Source organism: Paenibacillus sp. FSL L8-0340 (assembly GCF_038593145.1).
In the GTDB taxonomy this organism is placed as follows: Bacteria; Bacillota; Bacilli; order Paenibacillales; family Paenibacillaceae; genus Paenibacillus_AQ.
The window spans coordinates 5,388,382-5,403,541 of sequence record NZ_CP151967.1; the positions used below are offsets into that span (position 1 = coordinate 5,388,382).

At 47.5% G+C, this 15,160-nt stretch carries 17 protein-coding genes and 2 pseudogenes; 5 read left to right on the plus strand and 14 right to left on the minus strand.

The genetic code is table 11. The features are described from left to right. Positions 1-21: 21 nt before the first annotated feature. From NST07_RS24655 to NST07_RS24670, 4 genes and pseudogenes are all read right to left on the minus strand, one after another. A complete protein-coding gene (locus NST07_RS24655) occupies positions 22-957 on the minus strand; it encodes a LytTR family transcriptional regulator DNA-binding domain-containing protein (protein ID WP_342480321.1) in 936 nt (311 codons plus the stop codon). Between the two features lie 177 nt (positions 958-1,134). Next, entirely contained in the window at positions 1,135-1,515 is a 381-nt protein-coding gene (locus NST07_RS24660) for a collagen-like protein (protein ID WP_341095052.1), read from the minus strand. 190 nt (positions 1,516-1,705) lie between these two features. Further along, positions 1,706-2,128 (minus strand): VOC family protein, encoded by a 423-nt coding sequence (locus tag NST07_RS24665; protein WP_341095055.1) that lies wholly within the window; start codon positions 2,126-2,128, stop codon positions 1,706-1,708. Between the two features lie 73 nt (positions 2,129-2,201). Continuing rightward, positions 2,202-3,185, minus strand: a pseudogene (locus NST07_RS24670) (sigma-70 family RNA polymerase sigma factor); the annotation flags it as partial. A 337-nt stretch (positions 3,186-3,522) separates the two neighbouring features. On the opposite strand from NST07_RS24670, the gene NST07_RS24675 reads away from it, so the two are divergent. Then, a complete protein-coding gene (locus NST07_RS24675) occupies positions 3,523-3,876 on the plus strand; it encodes a hypothetical protein (protein WP_341095056.1) in 354 nt (117 codons plus the stop codon). A 124-nt stretch (positions 3,877-4,000) separates the two neighbouring features. Here the strand turns inward: NST07_RS24675 and NST07_RS24680 are convergent, their stop codons facing one another. From NST07_RS24680 to NST07_RS24700, 5 genes are all read right to left on the minus strand, one after another. Further along, positions 4,001-4,180, minus strand: a complete 180-nt coding sequence (locus NST07_RS24680; RefSeq protein WP_341095057.1) for a hypothetical protein — start codon at positions 4,178-4,180, stop codon at positions 4,001-4,003. A gap of 215 nt (positions 4,181-4,395) precedes the next feature. Further along, entirely contained in the window at positions 4,396-5,166 is a 771-nt protein-coding gene (locus tag NST07_RS24685; protein WP_341097742.1) for an SDR family oxidoreductase, read from the minus strand. Between the two features lie 84 nt (positions 5,167-5,250). Continuing rightward, positions 5,251-6,075 (minus strand): MerR family transcriptional regulator, encoded by an 825-nt coding sequence (locus tag NST07_RS24690; RefSeq protein WP_342480322.1) that lies wholly within the window; start codon positions 6,073-6,075, stop codon positions 5,251-5,253. A 212-nt stretch (positions 6,076-6,287) separates the two neighbouring features. Then, on the minus strand, positions 6,288-6,572 hold the full coding sequence (locus NST07_RS24695) for a hypothetical protein (protein ID WP_342480323.1): 285 nt from the start codon (positions 6,570-6,572) through the stop codon (positions 6,288-6,290). Positions 6,573-6,824: 252 nt separating this feature from the next. Continuing rightward, positions 6,825-7,769, minus strand: a complete 945-nt coding sequence (locus NST07_RS24700) for an MBL fold metallo-hydrolase (RefSeq protein WP_342480324.1) — start codon at positions 7,767-7,769, stop codon at positions 6,825-6,827. Positions 7,770-7,940: 171 nt separating this feature from the next. Between NST07_RS24700 and NST07_RS24705 the strand changes: the two genes are divergently transcribed. The 4 genes and pseudogenes from NST07_RS24705 to NST07_RS24720 all read left to right on the plus strand — a co-directional run bounded on the left by NST07_RS24705 (position 7,941) and on the right by NST07_RS24720 (position 9,256). Continuing rightward, positions 7,941-8,354 carry a MerR family transcriptional regulator gene (locus tag NST07_RS24705; protein ID WP_039310460.1) on the plus strand — a complete coding sequence of 138 codons (414 nt, stop codon included), beginning with the start codon at positions 7,941-7,943 and terminating at the stop codon, positions 8,352-8,354. Positions 8,355-8,464: 110 nt separating this feature from the next. Continuing rightward, a complete protein-coding gene (locus NST07_RS24710; protein WP_341095063.1) occupies positions 8,465-8,818 on the plus strand; it encodes a cupin domain-containing protein in 354 nt (117 codons plus the stop codon). Further along, positions 8,815-9,034, plus strand: a pseudogene (locus NST07_RS24715) (hypothetical protein); the annotation flags it as partial. The gene NST07_RS24710 and the pseudogene NST07_RS24715, both read left to right, overlap by 4 nt. A gap of 57 nt (positions 9,035-9,091) precedes the next feature. Beyond that, positions 9,092-9,256, plus strand: a complete 165-nt coding sequence (locus NST07_RS24720) for a hypothetical protein (RefSeq protein WP_341097839.1) — start codon at positions 9,092-9,094, stop codon at positions 9,254-9,256. Positions 9,257-9,548: 292 nt separating this feature from the next. Here the strand turns inward: NST07_RS24720 and NST07_RS24725 are convergent, their stop codons facing one another. From NST07_RS24725 to lpdA, 5 genes are all read right to left on the minus strand, one after another. After that, a complete protein-coding gene (locus NST07_RS24725; protein WP_341095064.1) occupies positions 9,549-9,704 on the minus strand; it encodes a hypothetical protein in 156 nt (51 codons plus the stop codon). 10 nt (positions 9,705-9,714) lie between these two features. Then, complete coding sequence (locus tag NST07_RS24730; RefSeq protein ID WP_341379311.1) at positions 9,715-9,894, minus strand: hypothetical protein; 180 nt, start codon at positions 9,892-9,894, stop codon at positions 9,715-9,717. A gap of 338 nt (positions 9,895-10,232) precedes the next feature. Next, on the minus strand, positions 10,233-12,188 hold the full coding sequence (locus NST07_RS24735) for a sigma 54-interacting transcriptional regulator (RefSeq protein ID WP_341379312.1): 1,956 nt from the start codon (positions 12,186-12,188) through the stop codon (positions 10,233-10,235). A gap of 31 nt (positions 12,189-12,219) precedes the next feature. Further along, positions 12,220-13,494 (minus strand): RNA polymerase factor sigma-54, encoded by a 1,275-nt coding sequence (gene rpoN / locus NST07_RS24740; protein ID WP_342480325.1) that lies wholly within the window; start codon positions 13,492-13,494, stop codon positions 12,220-12,222. Positions 13,495-13,680: 186 nt separating this feature from the next. Further along, positions 13,681-15,069: a dihydrolipoyl dehydrogenase gene (gene lpdA, locus NST07_RS24745; RefSeq protein WP_342480326.1), complete on the minus strand. Its 1,389-nt coding sequence runs from the start codon at positions 15,067-15,069 to the stop codon at positions 13,681-13,683. Positions 15,070-15,160 lie beyond the last annotated feature (91 nt).

Sequence of the window (15,160 nt, forward strand, 5' to 3'; positions counted from 1 at the left end):
GGTTCGACATTTCCCCGGAAATTAAATGTTAAGAAGTGCTTTTAATTCATGCAATTTTGAACGGGATAACGGAACCACCGCATCTTGGCCTGTATTTAACCGCAAGCTGTAGCTATTCTTCGTCCATGTAATAATCTCTCTTACTTTTTGCAGATTAACGATGTAGGATCGATGACACCTAAAAAACCCGAAATTCAACAATCTCTGCTCCAGCTCGTTTAGCGTCAAAGTACAGTCATAATTTTCCCCGCCCACATGAACAAGGATCGAACCCTCTACATTTTCTATAAAATCGATTTCAGGCGGATTAAATAAAATTACCTTGTCATTTCTTTTGGTAGAGATCTTCTGCAAGGTTATATTGGCCTCGTCTTGTTTCTGTACTTCCTGCTTATCCTCTTCGGAATCCCGAATATCAAGTGGATGAAATCCGGACTCGTTCAACCGGTAAATGGCATCACAGGAAATAAGTGCATCCTCTAAATTCGAAGTTAAAATTAATACTTGCTTCTCTTTCAAAAGGTCATCTAGAATCCGTCTAAATTGACGGCGATCTTGCTCTTCTAAGTAAAAATAGGGTTCTTCCAGTACAAGTGAAGGCTGATGCGCAAAAAAAACACGCAGCAAGGTCACATACATCCTTCTTGATGAGCTTAGGTCCTTGATTTTTACCTTCCTTTCCTCTTTTAAAGCAAAATAATCGATCAACGAAGCGGCACGCTCATTCCTCTCCGTTACTCTGATTAGAAAAGTGATTAGCTCTTCCACCGTTAAACGCATATACTCGTTCTGCCCAGCCCGAAATAAATAATATCGGGAATGATCAACTAATTGATCCATTAAAAGCTGCTTTCGCTTCAAGTCGGTTATAATGCCAATCGATTGGTACGTTGTCATATCTAATTCGATCTTCGGTAGAAGTAATTCCCCATCATAATACATTGGTTGAAATTGCATGCCGTCCTCCCGGTTAGTGCTGCTATAGGATATATAAAACAATTATAAAGTTGGGCTGCTTTTTTGTCAGTTTCTATTAGAATATATAACAGCATACCATGGGTCGGGAAAATACGATGACAACTAAAGTACCATAACAAAGAGAACAGCCTGCGGCTGTTCTCTTTGTTATCTGCCTTAGAAGCAGGTGAACGAGCTAATCCGATTCAAATCAATGCCGAAGTACGCCCAGAAGAAACCAGTCCATCTGAACCCTGCAATAGAATTACGCCCGACGAATACCGGGAAGAACCAGAATTGCTCGCCGTTGTTCAGCCAAATGTATGTGTTGCGGAACAGGCATCGTCTGATTCCCCCGGGGTCGATGGCAAAAGCGGTAGCCGGCATTTGCGGTACGAATTGCGGTGGAGGAGCCGTCGGCGCTTGAACGCCTCCCGGTGCACCCCCCGGAAGTCCCGGAGTCCCCGGAAATCCTCCGGGACTTCCACCTGGAAACCCCGGTCCTCCCGGGACCCCAGGAAATCCTCCGCCGGTTCCCGGCGTTGGAAAAAATCCCATATATGATCGCTCCTTTCAATGATTAGGCATAATCATCATATGCATTCGCGGAAAGGACGCTTGGGCGGATGCCCAACAATAAGATTTAACATAGACCGACTATGCACAACACGGATGGTTTCGACGCAGATCCAAGATTTACAAAAAAAGAGAGTTGCACCATCATCTGGTGCAACTCTTTATCCGTAATTTAGTCTTCAATTTCAGTATAAATTTGAAAAGTCACGCCGAATTTATCCGTTACATCCCCAAACCCTGGACTGAATGGTTCCTCTTTAAACGGCATATTGACCTGACCCTCTTGCCGCAAGGCTTCATACATCCGTTTTGATTCTTCTACTTCATTCGTTGTAATGCAGATGGTGACCCGTTTTCCGTTTTCACTAGGCGAACCCCCTGGAGCATCCGATAACATGAGCTCCGTTACTCCGACCTTTAACTTGGCGTGCGCTACAAGATTACTCAGATCGTCAATGAACGTACCAGGCATGTCCGGCATTTCACCGTAAGTCACCATGGAGAGAATTTCTGCACCGATGGCTTGTTCATAAAATTGAATTGCTTCCTTTACCCGGCCCTCCAAAGTAATATAAGGGGTAAGTTTTACCGTCATAAGATTGTTCCTCCTTAAATTTTGATTGGATTCAATGTGGTTCATTAGTATAGACGATCCGGGCACCATAAACTCATCGGTCTATTGAAAAATCCTGCTTCGCGTCCAAACCTGTCGGCAATCCAAATCGAACAAATAAATCGGAGTCAATAAAATAATGGATATGAGCGATCTTACCCTGTTCCATCTCTGGAATATGAATGCTCCACGGAGCCAGCAGCCCATCCGGTCCGGCGGGTACATACTGAGCAAAAGCGGGACTATCCCCGTTAGCACGAATTGGCAGCAATCTGGAACCCAAACAATGGCTGCGTGTAATATTGTAGAATGACGACAGATTAGAGCTGCCACGAACCCACATCTTAAATGGCGGCATCGACAAGCTGCCGTTCTCGTGGAATAATGCTAACAATGCATTGATGTCGTACTGTTCGAAAGCTTCCATATAATTTGCAAGCACTTGTTGATCTGCCGGGACATCTCCCCCTTGTAATTCTTCGGACCGAAGATTCGAGCGAGCGAGTGTCGAGCGAGCCCGCTGCAAAGCACTGTTGACGGCTGCCGTGGTCATCCCCATCGCATTCGCTGCCTCATTAGCCGTCCATCGGAAGACATCAAGCAAGATCAGTACGGCACGTTGCCGTGGCGGCAATATTTGCAGCATCGCAATAAAAGATAATCGAATGGTTTCTCTGCTAACCACGATATTGGCCGGGTCACCAACGTTATCGGGGGCCGGCCAGATCCAAGAGCTCCGGGGCAAGCTGTCCCTTGGTTCCATAATAATAGCCGCTGGTTCTGAGAGATCCATCGGAAGTGCCCGACGCTTTGCATTCCTTAACCTGTCCAAACAAACATTAGTGGCAATCCGATACATCCAAGCTTTACGGGAGGAATCCTGCCTAATCTGGTCCCAGTTCTGCCAGGCGCGGAGCAGCGTATCCTGCACCGCATCTTCCGCTTCAAAAATGGACCCCGTCATCCGATAACAATATCCGATTAGTTCAGAACGCAATTCCTCGAACATGTCTATTCCATGCTTTTGGCTCATTTTACGTTTCCTCCTTTTTGACGTCCAAAAAGCTTATATCTCACTATTCATATTAACATTTCATAAGCGAGAAAACTTGATCAACAGCTTGTCAAAAAACCCAAGGTCTTTACAGGACCTTGGGTTTCTTGGGTGTGCGCCCGGCATGGGCGATAACTTGACGGTGAGAGAATCGCTATCTCTCCTTTAACCTCAATAATGTTAGCACTGGCACACTAACTGCAAGTGCTCAAAATTATATTACACCCTATACTTCTTATGCCGGTTTCAAAGCAATTGTAGTTCAATAAAATGATATTTTCCGATATTTGTATTATTGCATTATTTGAAAGGAGAGAGGGTATTGTCTTATATAGCCGCAAGTAATGGAAGAGCCACAGCAGAATGGTCAGCTTATGCCCATTTGGTCATCGGAAATCGGGTGCAAAATGAAGAACGGGGCATTAAAACAAGTGATACCAGCAATTCGATGAGTTTTGATGATTTTATGGGAGCAATTCAGAAGGACGAACAATTAAATTCGTACAATGCGCGCCAGATTTCTAATGATGAAATTTCAAACAATCGTATATATGAACAGCACAATGGTGTTTCTGCTGAGAGTAGGTTTCGTTTCTCCACGTTGCAAAAAGCTTATGAGCTAGGCCTTGTGGATAGCACCGGTGTGTTAACTTCTTCCTATCGCAGTAAAGCCTGATTAGAAGTCATTCTGTCCTGTCCATTATATTTGAACAAAATCACCCTAACGGGTGAATAAGCTTTCTAGCCAGCGGTCATTTATCCGCTGGCTCCTCTTTCTCACTAAGGTTCCATTACAAGCTTTATGCGCTCTGGCTTGGTTTCTTACGTATGCTTGTGAGTTCAAAAGCCTCTTTAGGAATCCCCAGTTCATGAGCCTTCTTCTTTTTAATCACCATGGCTTGTTGTAAGCTAGTGGCTTGAAATTCAACTTTGGTGCCAAGCGGATCCTCAAATGCATAGTAACTTTTTTTATTGGACATTAGAACTTAGCGCCTCCTCATCTTATTCTCGAATGATTCTGCCTTGCAACGCCACAAGCATATAAGCTCAATGCAGATATGGCAAATCACCCTAATATTGTGCGTCTCATCTTAGAGAACTATGCGCGAAGGCTGACCTCATAAATCAACAACGAACTCCAACAACGTTAAATAGAAGGTATTTTCGTCCACCTTAGCTTCTGTTCTGACATAGTCTACAAATGCGATCCGCCGGTCGCATCGATCATTTGTCCCGTTATCCATCGGCCGTCAGGTGACGCCGTGAAGGCGACGATGTCTGCGATATCCGAAGGCTCGCCGACGCGTCCAAGTGCCGACATCTCTACCGCAGACTTACGGCCATTGGGCGTGTGTAGCCACGACGCGTTTACGTCGGTATCGATTATGCCGGGCATGACAGCGTTCACTGTAATACCCCGCGGACCCAGAAGCTGAGCCAGGTGTAGGGTGAATGTATTTAGTGCGCCTTTGGTTAGGCTGTAGGTCATGATATGCGGATAGGCAATTCGTGTCACTCCAGATGAGATATTGATAATGCGACCTCCGTCTCGAAGACGTCCGATCGATTGCTGGACGAGGAAGAACGGCGCCTTGACGTTGACCGCGAACAGCCGATCAAAGTCCTCTTCGCTCGTCTCTTCAAATGATGGGGATGTGCCGATGCCGGCATTGTTAACCAAGATATCAAAATGGTTGATGCCCGTTCTGCGGATAAGTTCCTCATCCAAGACCTGAAGAAGTCGATCGACTCCCTCCAGAGAATCCAACTTGGCACCGATGGCAAAAGCTGTACCTCCCGCTGCTTCGATCGCAGAAACCGTCTCTGCCGCCGAATCCCTCCGTGTGCGATAATGTACTGCGACTAGCGCACCTTCAGCGGCGAGACGCAGCGCGATCGCTCTCCCTATCCCTCGGCTGGCTCCTGTAACGACTGCGATTCGGCCTTCCAAACGCTTCAAATTCATGTAGATCCACTCCTTATAATGGGTTGATACCATGATAAACCCTCCTCATAAGGGGAGAGTCAAGGAATGTACTCCAATCTTTTTTCAGACTCGTTCAACCGGCACGATCGCCTCTGCCAAACGTAGCTGACCATAAATATCTTTATCCGACGTCAGATAAATCTCCCGAACCGGTATCGCCTCGAGTGGCCGGTAGCCCGTGCCAGCAATCCAAGCCCGTAGCGTCTCGCTCGCCTTGCAATTATCCTTATACGGGTCACATCGATGAGTAAAAGAGGCAGCTTCCTTTATGCCGGGCAATTGGTGAATCTTCACCCTGCCGCTATTAGGAATCGGTTTTGAGACAGGAATAGCGACCTCGATGTCCGAAGGCTCTTCATCGCAATCGCTCCTCCGATGCCAGACGATTGTCATCTCACGGTCCGGCTCTTCCCCATGTGAGCAGACATACTGCTTCAGTTCGTCGAGCAACAGACACAGTTGGTTTTTTGGCAAAGTCTCGCGGACGTAAGCGACGAGAACCGGATCCACGCTTCGAAGCAAGAACTTCCCTTCCTCCCCAACCGCCTCATTCCGTTTAATCCGCACGAGTCGCTCATCAATCACCGTAATTTGCTGCTGAGCCTCTTGTATCTGGCGCTCCAGCTCCTTTCGTTTCTCAAGCAACGTGCGCTCCGCTTTCGTTAGAGAGGTGGTTCCGGTGAGCATCGGTCGCATCTTCTCAAGGGTTAAGCCCTGCTCTTTGAAACCTGCGATACGGCGGATCGTTAGCAGTTGCTCCGCAGTATAAAAACGATATCCCGATTCTTCGTCCACATGCGCGGGCTTTAACAAGCCGAGTTCATCATAGTGGCGCAATGTCTTCACCGTCACGCCGCTCAGTTTCGCGAACGCCCCAATTTTGAACATCCTAATCCCCCCTTTTGTGAATTCTTAGTATCGGTCTGTTCCCCTATTTATTCAGAAATATATCATTATACTATTAATTTCTAATATACTCATGACGTTTATTCGGATCCCCTTTAATAAAATATTCTTCGTTTACATCACATCACAATCTTCTTTTCAAAATTCCAGATCGTTCTTAGCTAAATCCAAAGCTACGGCAATTTTAAGCTGATTTATCTTACTACGTCCCTTGAACAAACATCAACTATAGGTGCTGTTTTTAAATCGTAGCGATCCAATTCAATCTTAATAACTGAGTGTATGTCCACAAGAAAAGTAATAATGTCTTCCCCCTGCTCTGGTGTCCAATATAAGATGTATGCTGTTTTCATTGCAGGGAAGGCCTCTCTAATAATATTTAGAAATCTTCGCATGGATATATCATTGAAAAGAATAGTTCTTGAGGTGCTTAATTCTTCTCTAAATGCTTGTTCTGTCATTGTCCCTCTAAGTTTCATGACTTGCCCTACTCTCCGATAAAAACATACTTTTTTTTACAACTTCCCCCAGATGCGAGGTCATCGAGTGGTTTGTATATCCGTTTTTCGTCCATATATCTCATCCAATTTATTAAGCTTCAAATTATAAAATAGTTCTTAACTATTTCTGCTTTACCGCCCGGTGGGTGCCTCCTTCGTGTAAATTATAAGGTATACTTCATACTTATCCTCGTTTCTATATTTATTTTGCAAACAGTGTTGCTTGTTGTCTCATCTGTTATTTTGAACAAGCATACTATTAAAGAGCCAGCGAAAGTTCCATCTGAAATACTGGGGCAGATGCCAATCCTCATAGCCTTTTAATACCCCTTGTTCCAGCCAATAAGACTCTGATTTCCCGCTTTTTACAGCTCCAGAAACATAAGTGATCGTTTTCTCCAAAAAACGTATGACATCCGTGATTCGATCTGAATTAGATACATCTCCGTGTCCAGGAATGACAGTATCGACCTTGAGGTCTTTTTGAATTCGTTTAAGGATGCGTATCCAAGCGTATGGATTACCGTATGGTATGACCGGAATGGTCTTAGTCGATATTAAATCACCAGCAATCAAAGTTTGCTCTTCTGGAACGTACACAACAGCATCACTTAAAGAATGACCGCCTCCATAAGATAAAACTTCGATTGTTCGCTTTGTTCCTTGAATAACGAGTTTATCGTCAAAAGTTATCGTGGGTATCACCCTGCAAAGGGAAGGGATGGCATCATAAAGGGCTCGCTGTACGGAAAGATCATAGTCGATTTCAGTTAGCATGTGGGGATCTCTTTGCGTTGAACGTACATGATTTAGGCTAGTTATTAACTTTTGAATGTTTTGCTGCATGAGATCAATATTCACTTCACCCATATCAGAAAGCAAATCTCTTGTCCAAACGGTAGATATAAATTCGCTTTTCATAAATTCCTGATTGCCGTTGACATGATCTCCATGAAAATGTGTATTCACTACATATTTAACCGGTTTGTTTGTTAATTGTTCAGCAGTATGACGTAACAAAGCACCAGAATGCGGCAGGTTGGTTGTATCCACTACAACGGTTAAATCCCCAAGATCAATAATTGCTGCATTCCCCAGAGAACCGCTGCCTGGAACCGAAATAGCACCCCAGATACCTTCCGATGCTTGTTGAATCGTGAAATATTCGTTGTTCATTGTTACACCCCTTTATCAATTAGTAAAGTTAACTTACAAGTTAGAGTCAACTGGAAGTCAAGAGATTTTTCAGGGTGAAGTTAGGGGCAATTGTAAACATTGGCTTTGAGTTAACTGAAAGCTGTATAATATTTTTCAATATCAGCATTAAAAAGGAGGGACAGAAATCGGATGCTTACAATAAGTCAAGTGTCAGAAAAAACGGGATTAACTCCTTATACAATTCGTTATTATGAAAAAATCGGGGTACTACATGAACCCAAGCGTAGTAATGGAGGGGCACGTGTCTACAAAGAAAGCGAGGTTTCCTACATTCAATGTCTAAATAAACTAAAAAAATTGGGCTTATCGCTTGAGGAGATTACGGAATTTACTCGTGAGGGCTGTGTAATGGATAAAATTCAACAAGGGGAGAATCCTTCTAATTATAATCCTACCTTAAAAAAGCGGATTGAAATCCTTGAGAAGCATCTGATGGGACTGGAATCCAGGCGACAAGAAATTGATTACATGATTTCTCTCGCCGAAGAGAAACTTACCTTATACCAAGAACTTACGAAAGAAGACATAGTAAATACTAGATAATCGCGGCGTAATCCTACGTGAACACCGCAGGGTGTCTGATGTAGAAATCAGACACCCTGTGCCAGTTCATTGAAAGCAAGCCCCTCCGGGACGAGCTAGCCGATCCCGCAGTGCAAAACCCTGAGCTTCCGCAGTCGCAAGTTCTGGATTTAAGAGAAATCATCGGCATTGAGGAGCAGCAGGTCTGCAGCCTGACGCTGGTGCAGCGGCCTAATCTGGCAATGACGCTGTTGTCTCTCGATAAAGGATCCTCGATTGGAGGGCACTCTTCACCCGGTGATGCACTCGTTCAAATCCTGTCCGGACAAGCCCAAATCACGATTGGCAGTGAGCAGTTCCTGCTGCAGCACAATGAGAGCATCCTCATGCCGGCCAATATTCCCAATGCCCTGCAAGCCGTTGAAGCCTTCCAGATGCTGCTGATTGTAGTCAAGCCGGAGCAGAAGGTGAGGATTGGAGGATGAAGAAGGTGGTAGGCCATAATTTCCTTGCCAAGCTGGAAAAAAAGCGTCTGCGCCCAGGCGGTGTGGTTGCCACCAACTGGCTGCTGGGTCAGGCGGAGCTGGGCAGTGAGAGCAAGGTGCTGGAGGTAGCCTGCAACATGTGCACCACCTCAATCCAGCGCGCCCGAATATTACCGGGTACTGAAGCCCGGAGGCATTCTGCTGACCCATGATATCAGCTATACGAAGGAAAATACGGCCGATGAGCTTGCAGAGCTGCGGCAGACCATCCATGTGAACGTCGAGCCGCTGCCTGCCGCCAATTGGCAGCAGCTGTTCTACTCGGCAGGCTTCTCGCAGGTAGGCACCGCTACAGGTCGCTTTAACCAGATAAAGCAGCGGCTTGTGGATGTACTTATAAGCGTAGAGAGAATACATTACAATAATCATCACGGATAACGCCGCGAGCAGCAGGAACCAGTTCTTGAACTTGTCCAGCGGCGCAAAGACCGCGTTTACCGGAACATATTTGCTAAGCACTGCGTCAAAAAACGGGGAATAGGCATATACCGCCAAATAGCGGGCATTCGCGAAGTTCATCGTTCTGACCAGATTTTGTTCTGAATGTTTGGACAAAATATCCGCAATCATGGGATCGGGTCTGACCCCGGCGCTTGTGGAGATCATATATTCCGGATTGATCAGCATGAGCAGCTCGTCGGATGAGTTCACAATTTTCTTGAGTTCTCATTCAGCTTGTTTTGGAAAATTCAACAGACAGGATGAATTGAGGTTTTCTGCTGCCCCCCGGTGAAGTTGTGGGATAGGCTGCACTTATGAAGAGCCTGCCGTTCATATCCCGGAGCTGCGATCCCGTTGAATCCATCGCAAGCTTCAGCCCGTCCATTTCCTCCTGATTAAAGGAGGACACGGTCAAAAGCCGAGATCTTTTTCTGAACCGACTGAATGTAAGCGTACACATCAATGATGTAAGTGCTGCTGTTCCGTATCGCATTGAGCCGCTGCTGCAATCTCAGGATGCTTTCCATCAGTCTTCGAAACACATTTTTCTTCCATGGAAATTTCCTTATATTCATTTCGCCCTCCACTCTGGTGCTGTTTTTCTTCACTTTGTTTTTTAATACATCGAAGCTTCAGAAGGCAATGTAAAATAAAAAAAGCTTACTAGAACGTTAGGTGTTTCCTATACGACTATCAAGCCTTTTCTAGATACCATTCACGAAAAAAAGCAAAGGGAGCAGCGCCTTCTTTGGCGCTCCCTTTGCTTCAACCTGCTGTATAAATACATACTGATTTACTATAAATCCGGGCTTGGAAGAACCAGTTCATCCAATGAAGTCGGCTGAACAAAAATGCTTAGACTAATTGATTCTCATCATAGGAGAACGTATCAAAAATATCCTTTAAATTTATCCTATTTGCTTATCCCATACTCCGTAATCTTCCGGTACATGGTCGATTTCCCTATGCCCAGCATTTTGGCTGCGGTCACAACATTGCCGCTGCAGGTTTGAAGCGCACTACAAATACTCTCGATCTCTATCTGCTCCATTTTTTTGCCGGACGCCTCCCTTACAGGCTGCTGTGACACTGCCACACTACCGCTGTTGCTGTGCTGCACAGGTGTAATCCTTACGGGGGGCAAATCCAGATGGGTAATGCAAGCGAAGCTACACACATAATAAGCCCGCTGCACGGCATTCTGAAGCTCACGTGCATTTCCCTGCCACTCATAGCTCTGCAAGGCTTCCAGAAAGGAGGGGCTGAACTGCTTTGCCGGGCCGGGATGATCACGGTTGCACTTCGTCAGGAAGAGTCTCGCCAGCGGTGCAATATCCTCCGTGCGTTCCCTTAGCGGTGACAGCTTGATATTGATCACATTCAAACGGTAATAAAGGTCGCTGCGATAAGATTTCAGGCTTACTTCCTCCACCAAATCGCGGTTGGTGGCCGCTATGACTCTTACATCCAGCGTCCGCTCATGCTTGCCGCCGATTCTGCGGACCTTATGGTTATCCAGAACACGGAGCAGCTTCGCCTGAATTTCCAGCGGCAGTTCCCCGATTTCATCCAGAAAAATAGTTCCCCCGTGCGCCAGCTCGAACTTCCCCGGATTGCCTTCCCGCAGCGCTCCCGTGAAGGAGCCCTTCTCGTAGCCGAACAGTTCGCTCTCCACAAGATCTTTAGGCAGCGCCGCGCAGTTAATCGCAATAAAGGGGCCTCCGGCCCGCAGGCTGGCATTATGAATGGATTGGGCAAACAGCTCCTTTCCTGTTCCGCTCTCCCCTTCGATCAGCACAGTACAATTTGTCTTCGCAATTCTCTTGGCAAAAGCAATTTGTCCCTGCATATAGGAATTGTCCGTGATGATTTCCTCGAACCGGTAGTTCGCCTTGAAGCCGGCCAATTGATTGACCTCTTTGCGCACCTGCCCGGCTTCCCTGATCGTGAGCGAAGCGCCAAGAATCTTGTCATCGAAGGTGAAGGGATAAATGTTCACCATGCAATCGATCTTGTTGCTGCCGACGGTAAGTGTACAGTCCGCGTAGCTTAAATGCCTCTCACCGGCAAATACACTGTCCAAATCGACCTCTTCCAGCAGTTCTTTGATGCATAAAGCTTCCATCTGTTGCAGGCTGAGCATAAAGATTGAGGCCAGTCTTTCATTAAAATGCCGTACGTGGTATTCGGTGTCAATGACAAGCAGCCCGTCCTGCATCGACTGAAATACGGCATGCATCATCTGGCTCGTCTCCAGCATATGCAGCTGCTTCTCGATACTGCTGACCGCCGACACCACAACGCCGAACGTATGGGCATGCACATCTTCGGCCTTGCCCGACAGATCCAGACAGCCAATCACGTTGCCCCGGCTATCATGAATTGGTGCGGCCGAGCAGGTCCAAGCATGGTGCGTTGTGCAATAATGCTCGCCGCCGAGCACCTGAACTTCATCATTGATAGCCAGTGCAGTGCCGACCGCATTGGTGCCCACACTGAGCTCATCCCACTTAGCCCCTTCCACGAAATTCACCTTGACACATTCTGGTTCAAGCTCCTTATTGAGCATCGTGTGCAGAAGCACCCCATCCTGATCGGTCAAGACAATTGCGTATACAGTATCCTTAATGATCTGAAAGATACTGTTCATGACCGGCCCTGCAATGGAAAGAAGCTGCTTCTTCTCCAGTAAGCGGGAAGCCAGTTCCTCTTCTGACACCTGCATTCCCTTGCCGCGCATCGGATCGACTCCGGATTGGCGGCATCTTCTCCATGAAGCGGCTATTTCCGGCTTGGTCCCGGCGGCAATCTCCCCGCTGGATATGAAATGTTCCCAGTTCCCAAGCGATTGTGCGTAGCTGATTCGCATGTCTACTGCTCCTTTCCGTTGCGTGCAGCATTTAAATCGGATAATCACGTCTGCCCGGGGCGGAGGCAATCCGCATGGATTCCCTATACTTGGCGACCGTCCGGCGGGAGAGGACCGCACCTTGCTCAAGCAGAAGCTCGGTGATTTTGCGGTCGCTATAGGCTGCCCGCTTATCTTCGCCCTCTATAATGTCACGGATGATTCTCTTCAAGGCATCCGGTGTCCAATCGGTATCTTCTCCCGTAATTCCGGAAGGAAAAAAATACTTTAACTCAAAGGTTCCCCATGTACACTGCACATATTTGCCCCGGATCGCCCGGCTCACCGTAGACTCATGAAGATCCAGTTCTTCAGCTATTCTGCCAAGGGTTAAGGGCATCAGATAATCCTGCCCTCTTTCGAAAAAAGGCCGCTGCAGCTTCAAAATGGCGCCAACCACGCTGCATAAAGTCACCTTTCGTTCTTCGATGCATTTCATGATCCAGTTGGCCTGTTCGTTCTTCTCCCGCAGATAGTTGCGTGTTTCTTCGTCTCCGCTCAGGCTGAACAAACGTTGATAGCTTTCGGCAAAGGTAATCTGCGGGCACGACAAAGGATGCGGGGCGGCTTCGTACAAGCCGTTCTTCAACACAACGGATACATCCGGCACAATGTACACCGTTGATTCCCCATGATCAAAGGTATTGCCGGGGCGGGGATTCAAGGATTTAATCACATTGCATGATTCCTTAATACTCTTTAGTGAAGTCTTCAATTCTTTGGCCACACGGACTAACTGATTACTGCCCAACTGCTCAAGATGGCGTTCAATCAGCTTCCGTAATAAGGGTGTTATTCTGCCGGTGTGTTCCAGTTGCAGCACCAGACATTCCTGCAAATTCCTGGCGCCGACTCCGTAAGGCTCCAAGGACTGAACGAATCTCAGTCCGGTTTCGATATCCTGACAGCCGACTCCCAGTCCGGCGGCCGTCTCCTCTACCCGTTCAACAAAATATCCCTTATCATCCAGGCAGCCGATCAGATAGGCCGCAAGAGACCGTTCCGTCTCAGGCAGCGAGAGCAGATTTAATTGCGACAACAGATGATCCTGCAGATTCTGCCGGGGACCGGCCACATATTGCAGCAAATGCTGGGTACTCTTTCCGCTTCTGACCCTGCTGCCGCCTAATGAATATTGAACCTCAATCAGCGGATTTCCCTCTGACAACCGGTCCACATATTGCCCCAGCTCTTGCAAGTCCATTTGTAGTACCTCAAGGGATTGCCGCAGCCCCGGCGACAAACCCATTCGTTGCTTAGTATCCAAAGCAAGCCTCATTTGCTCACCCCTCGTCGTGTATACGCTTACATTATCTCTCTCTATTATAAATCGCCATAACGTCCAAAAAAGACAAATACGATGAACTTAGTATGACAATCCGCAGGGATATAAGGGATCGGCATAGTCTGTTCATCGTATTTGACATCTCTCTGGTGAATTGAAGGCTATACGTTAAACGTGAAGATGAATGGCACGGTTATGAACGGCGTGCGCAGCTTCGTGCAACGATTCCGCAACTGTCGGATGGGCATGAATGGTGGTAACGACCTCATCCAGCGTTGCTTCAAGGCGAATAGCCAGCGCCCCTTCCACAATGATGTCCGTTGCCCGCGGTCCCGCAATATGCAGCCCCAGAATTTCATCATTGCCGGCGTCAACAACATACTTCACCAGCCCGTTGCTCTCACCCATGATCATGGATTTGGCATTGGCCTGAAGCGGAAATACCCCGGTCTTCACCTGAAATCCCTGCTGTATGGCCTCTGCCTCCGTCATTCCCACGGATGCCAGTTCGGGCCGTGTGTAGACACAGGAAGGGACCGTTCTGAAATCTATCAGCGATGGCTCACCCATAATCGCTTCCGCAGCAATAACCCCTTCTGCGGAGGCTACATGTGCCAGCATGATTCCTCCGTTGCAATCCCCGATAGCATAGATGCCCGGTATGCTGGTCTCCATATTCCGGTTGACCTGAATTGCACCGCGTTTAATCTCCACCCCGATGTCCTCCAGTCCCAGGCCCGTAGTCACCGGCCGCCGGCCAATGGACAGCAGCACTTTGTCCGCCTCTATGACATGATGGCCGTAACCGGTGGAAGTGACTACCCGCAATCCTGCCGCCGTCTGCTCGATTCTCTCCACTTTCGTCTCTGTATGCATCTCTATGCCGGTGCTTGCGAATTCCTTTCGCAGGCACTGCACAATATCACGGTCCATGACCGCGATCAGTTCGGGCAGCATCTCGATAATCGTAACCTTGCAGCCCAAGCTGCTATAGACACTAGCGAACTCACAGCCGATTACCCCGCCGCCAATAATGCAGAGGCGCTCCGGTACCGCAGGGAGCGATAGTGCTTCATCGCTTGTTATAACCCCTTCCAGTTCTGCACCGGGAATAGGCACGATCGAGGGCTCTGAGCCGGTAGCGATAATCGCCCGGTCAAAGCCCAGCGCCCGGACACTGCCATCGGCTGCAGTCACTTCCAGTTCGCTGCTACTTGTAAATTTGCCTGAGCCGCTCAGCTTGGCAATCTTGTTTTTTTTGAGCAGTGTCTCGATGCCTCCAGTGTTTATTCTGATGATCTTATCTTTGTGTTTCTGCAACTGGCCCCAGTTCACTGAGACCTCGCCCGCTTCAATACCAAGCTCCTTGGCATCCCGCTTCAGGTGTGTATACAGCTCCGAGGTATGAAGCAGCACCTTGGTGGGTATACAGCCGACATTAAGGCAGGTCCCTCCCAGCGCCTTCTTCTCCACAAGTGTAACTTCCGCCCCCAACTGCGCAGCCCTAATTGCGGCCACGTATCCGCCTGGGCCGCCTCCAAGCACAACGATCCTCATTGTTGTCCTCCTAAAAGTTTTGATAGCATAGGCTTTCTTATTTCACTTCGCAAAACTCACTTCGGAAGCATACACCTAAGTTTTGATAGCT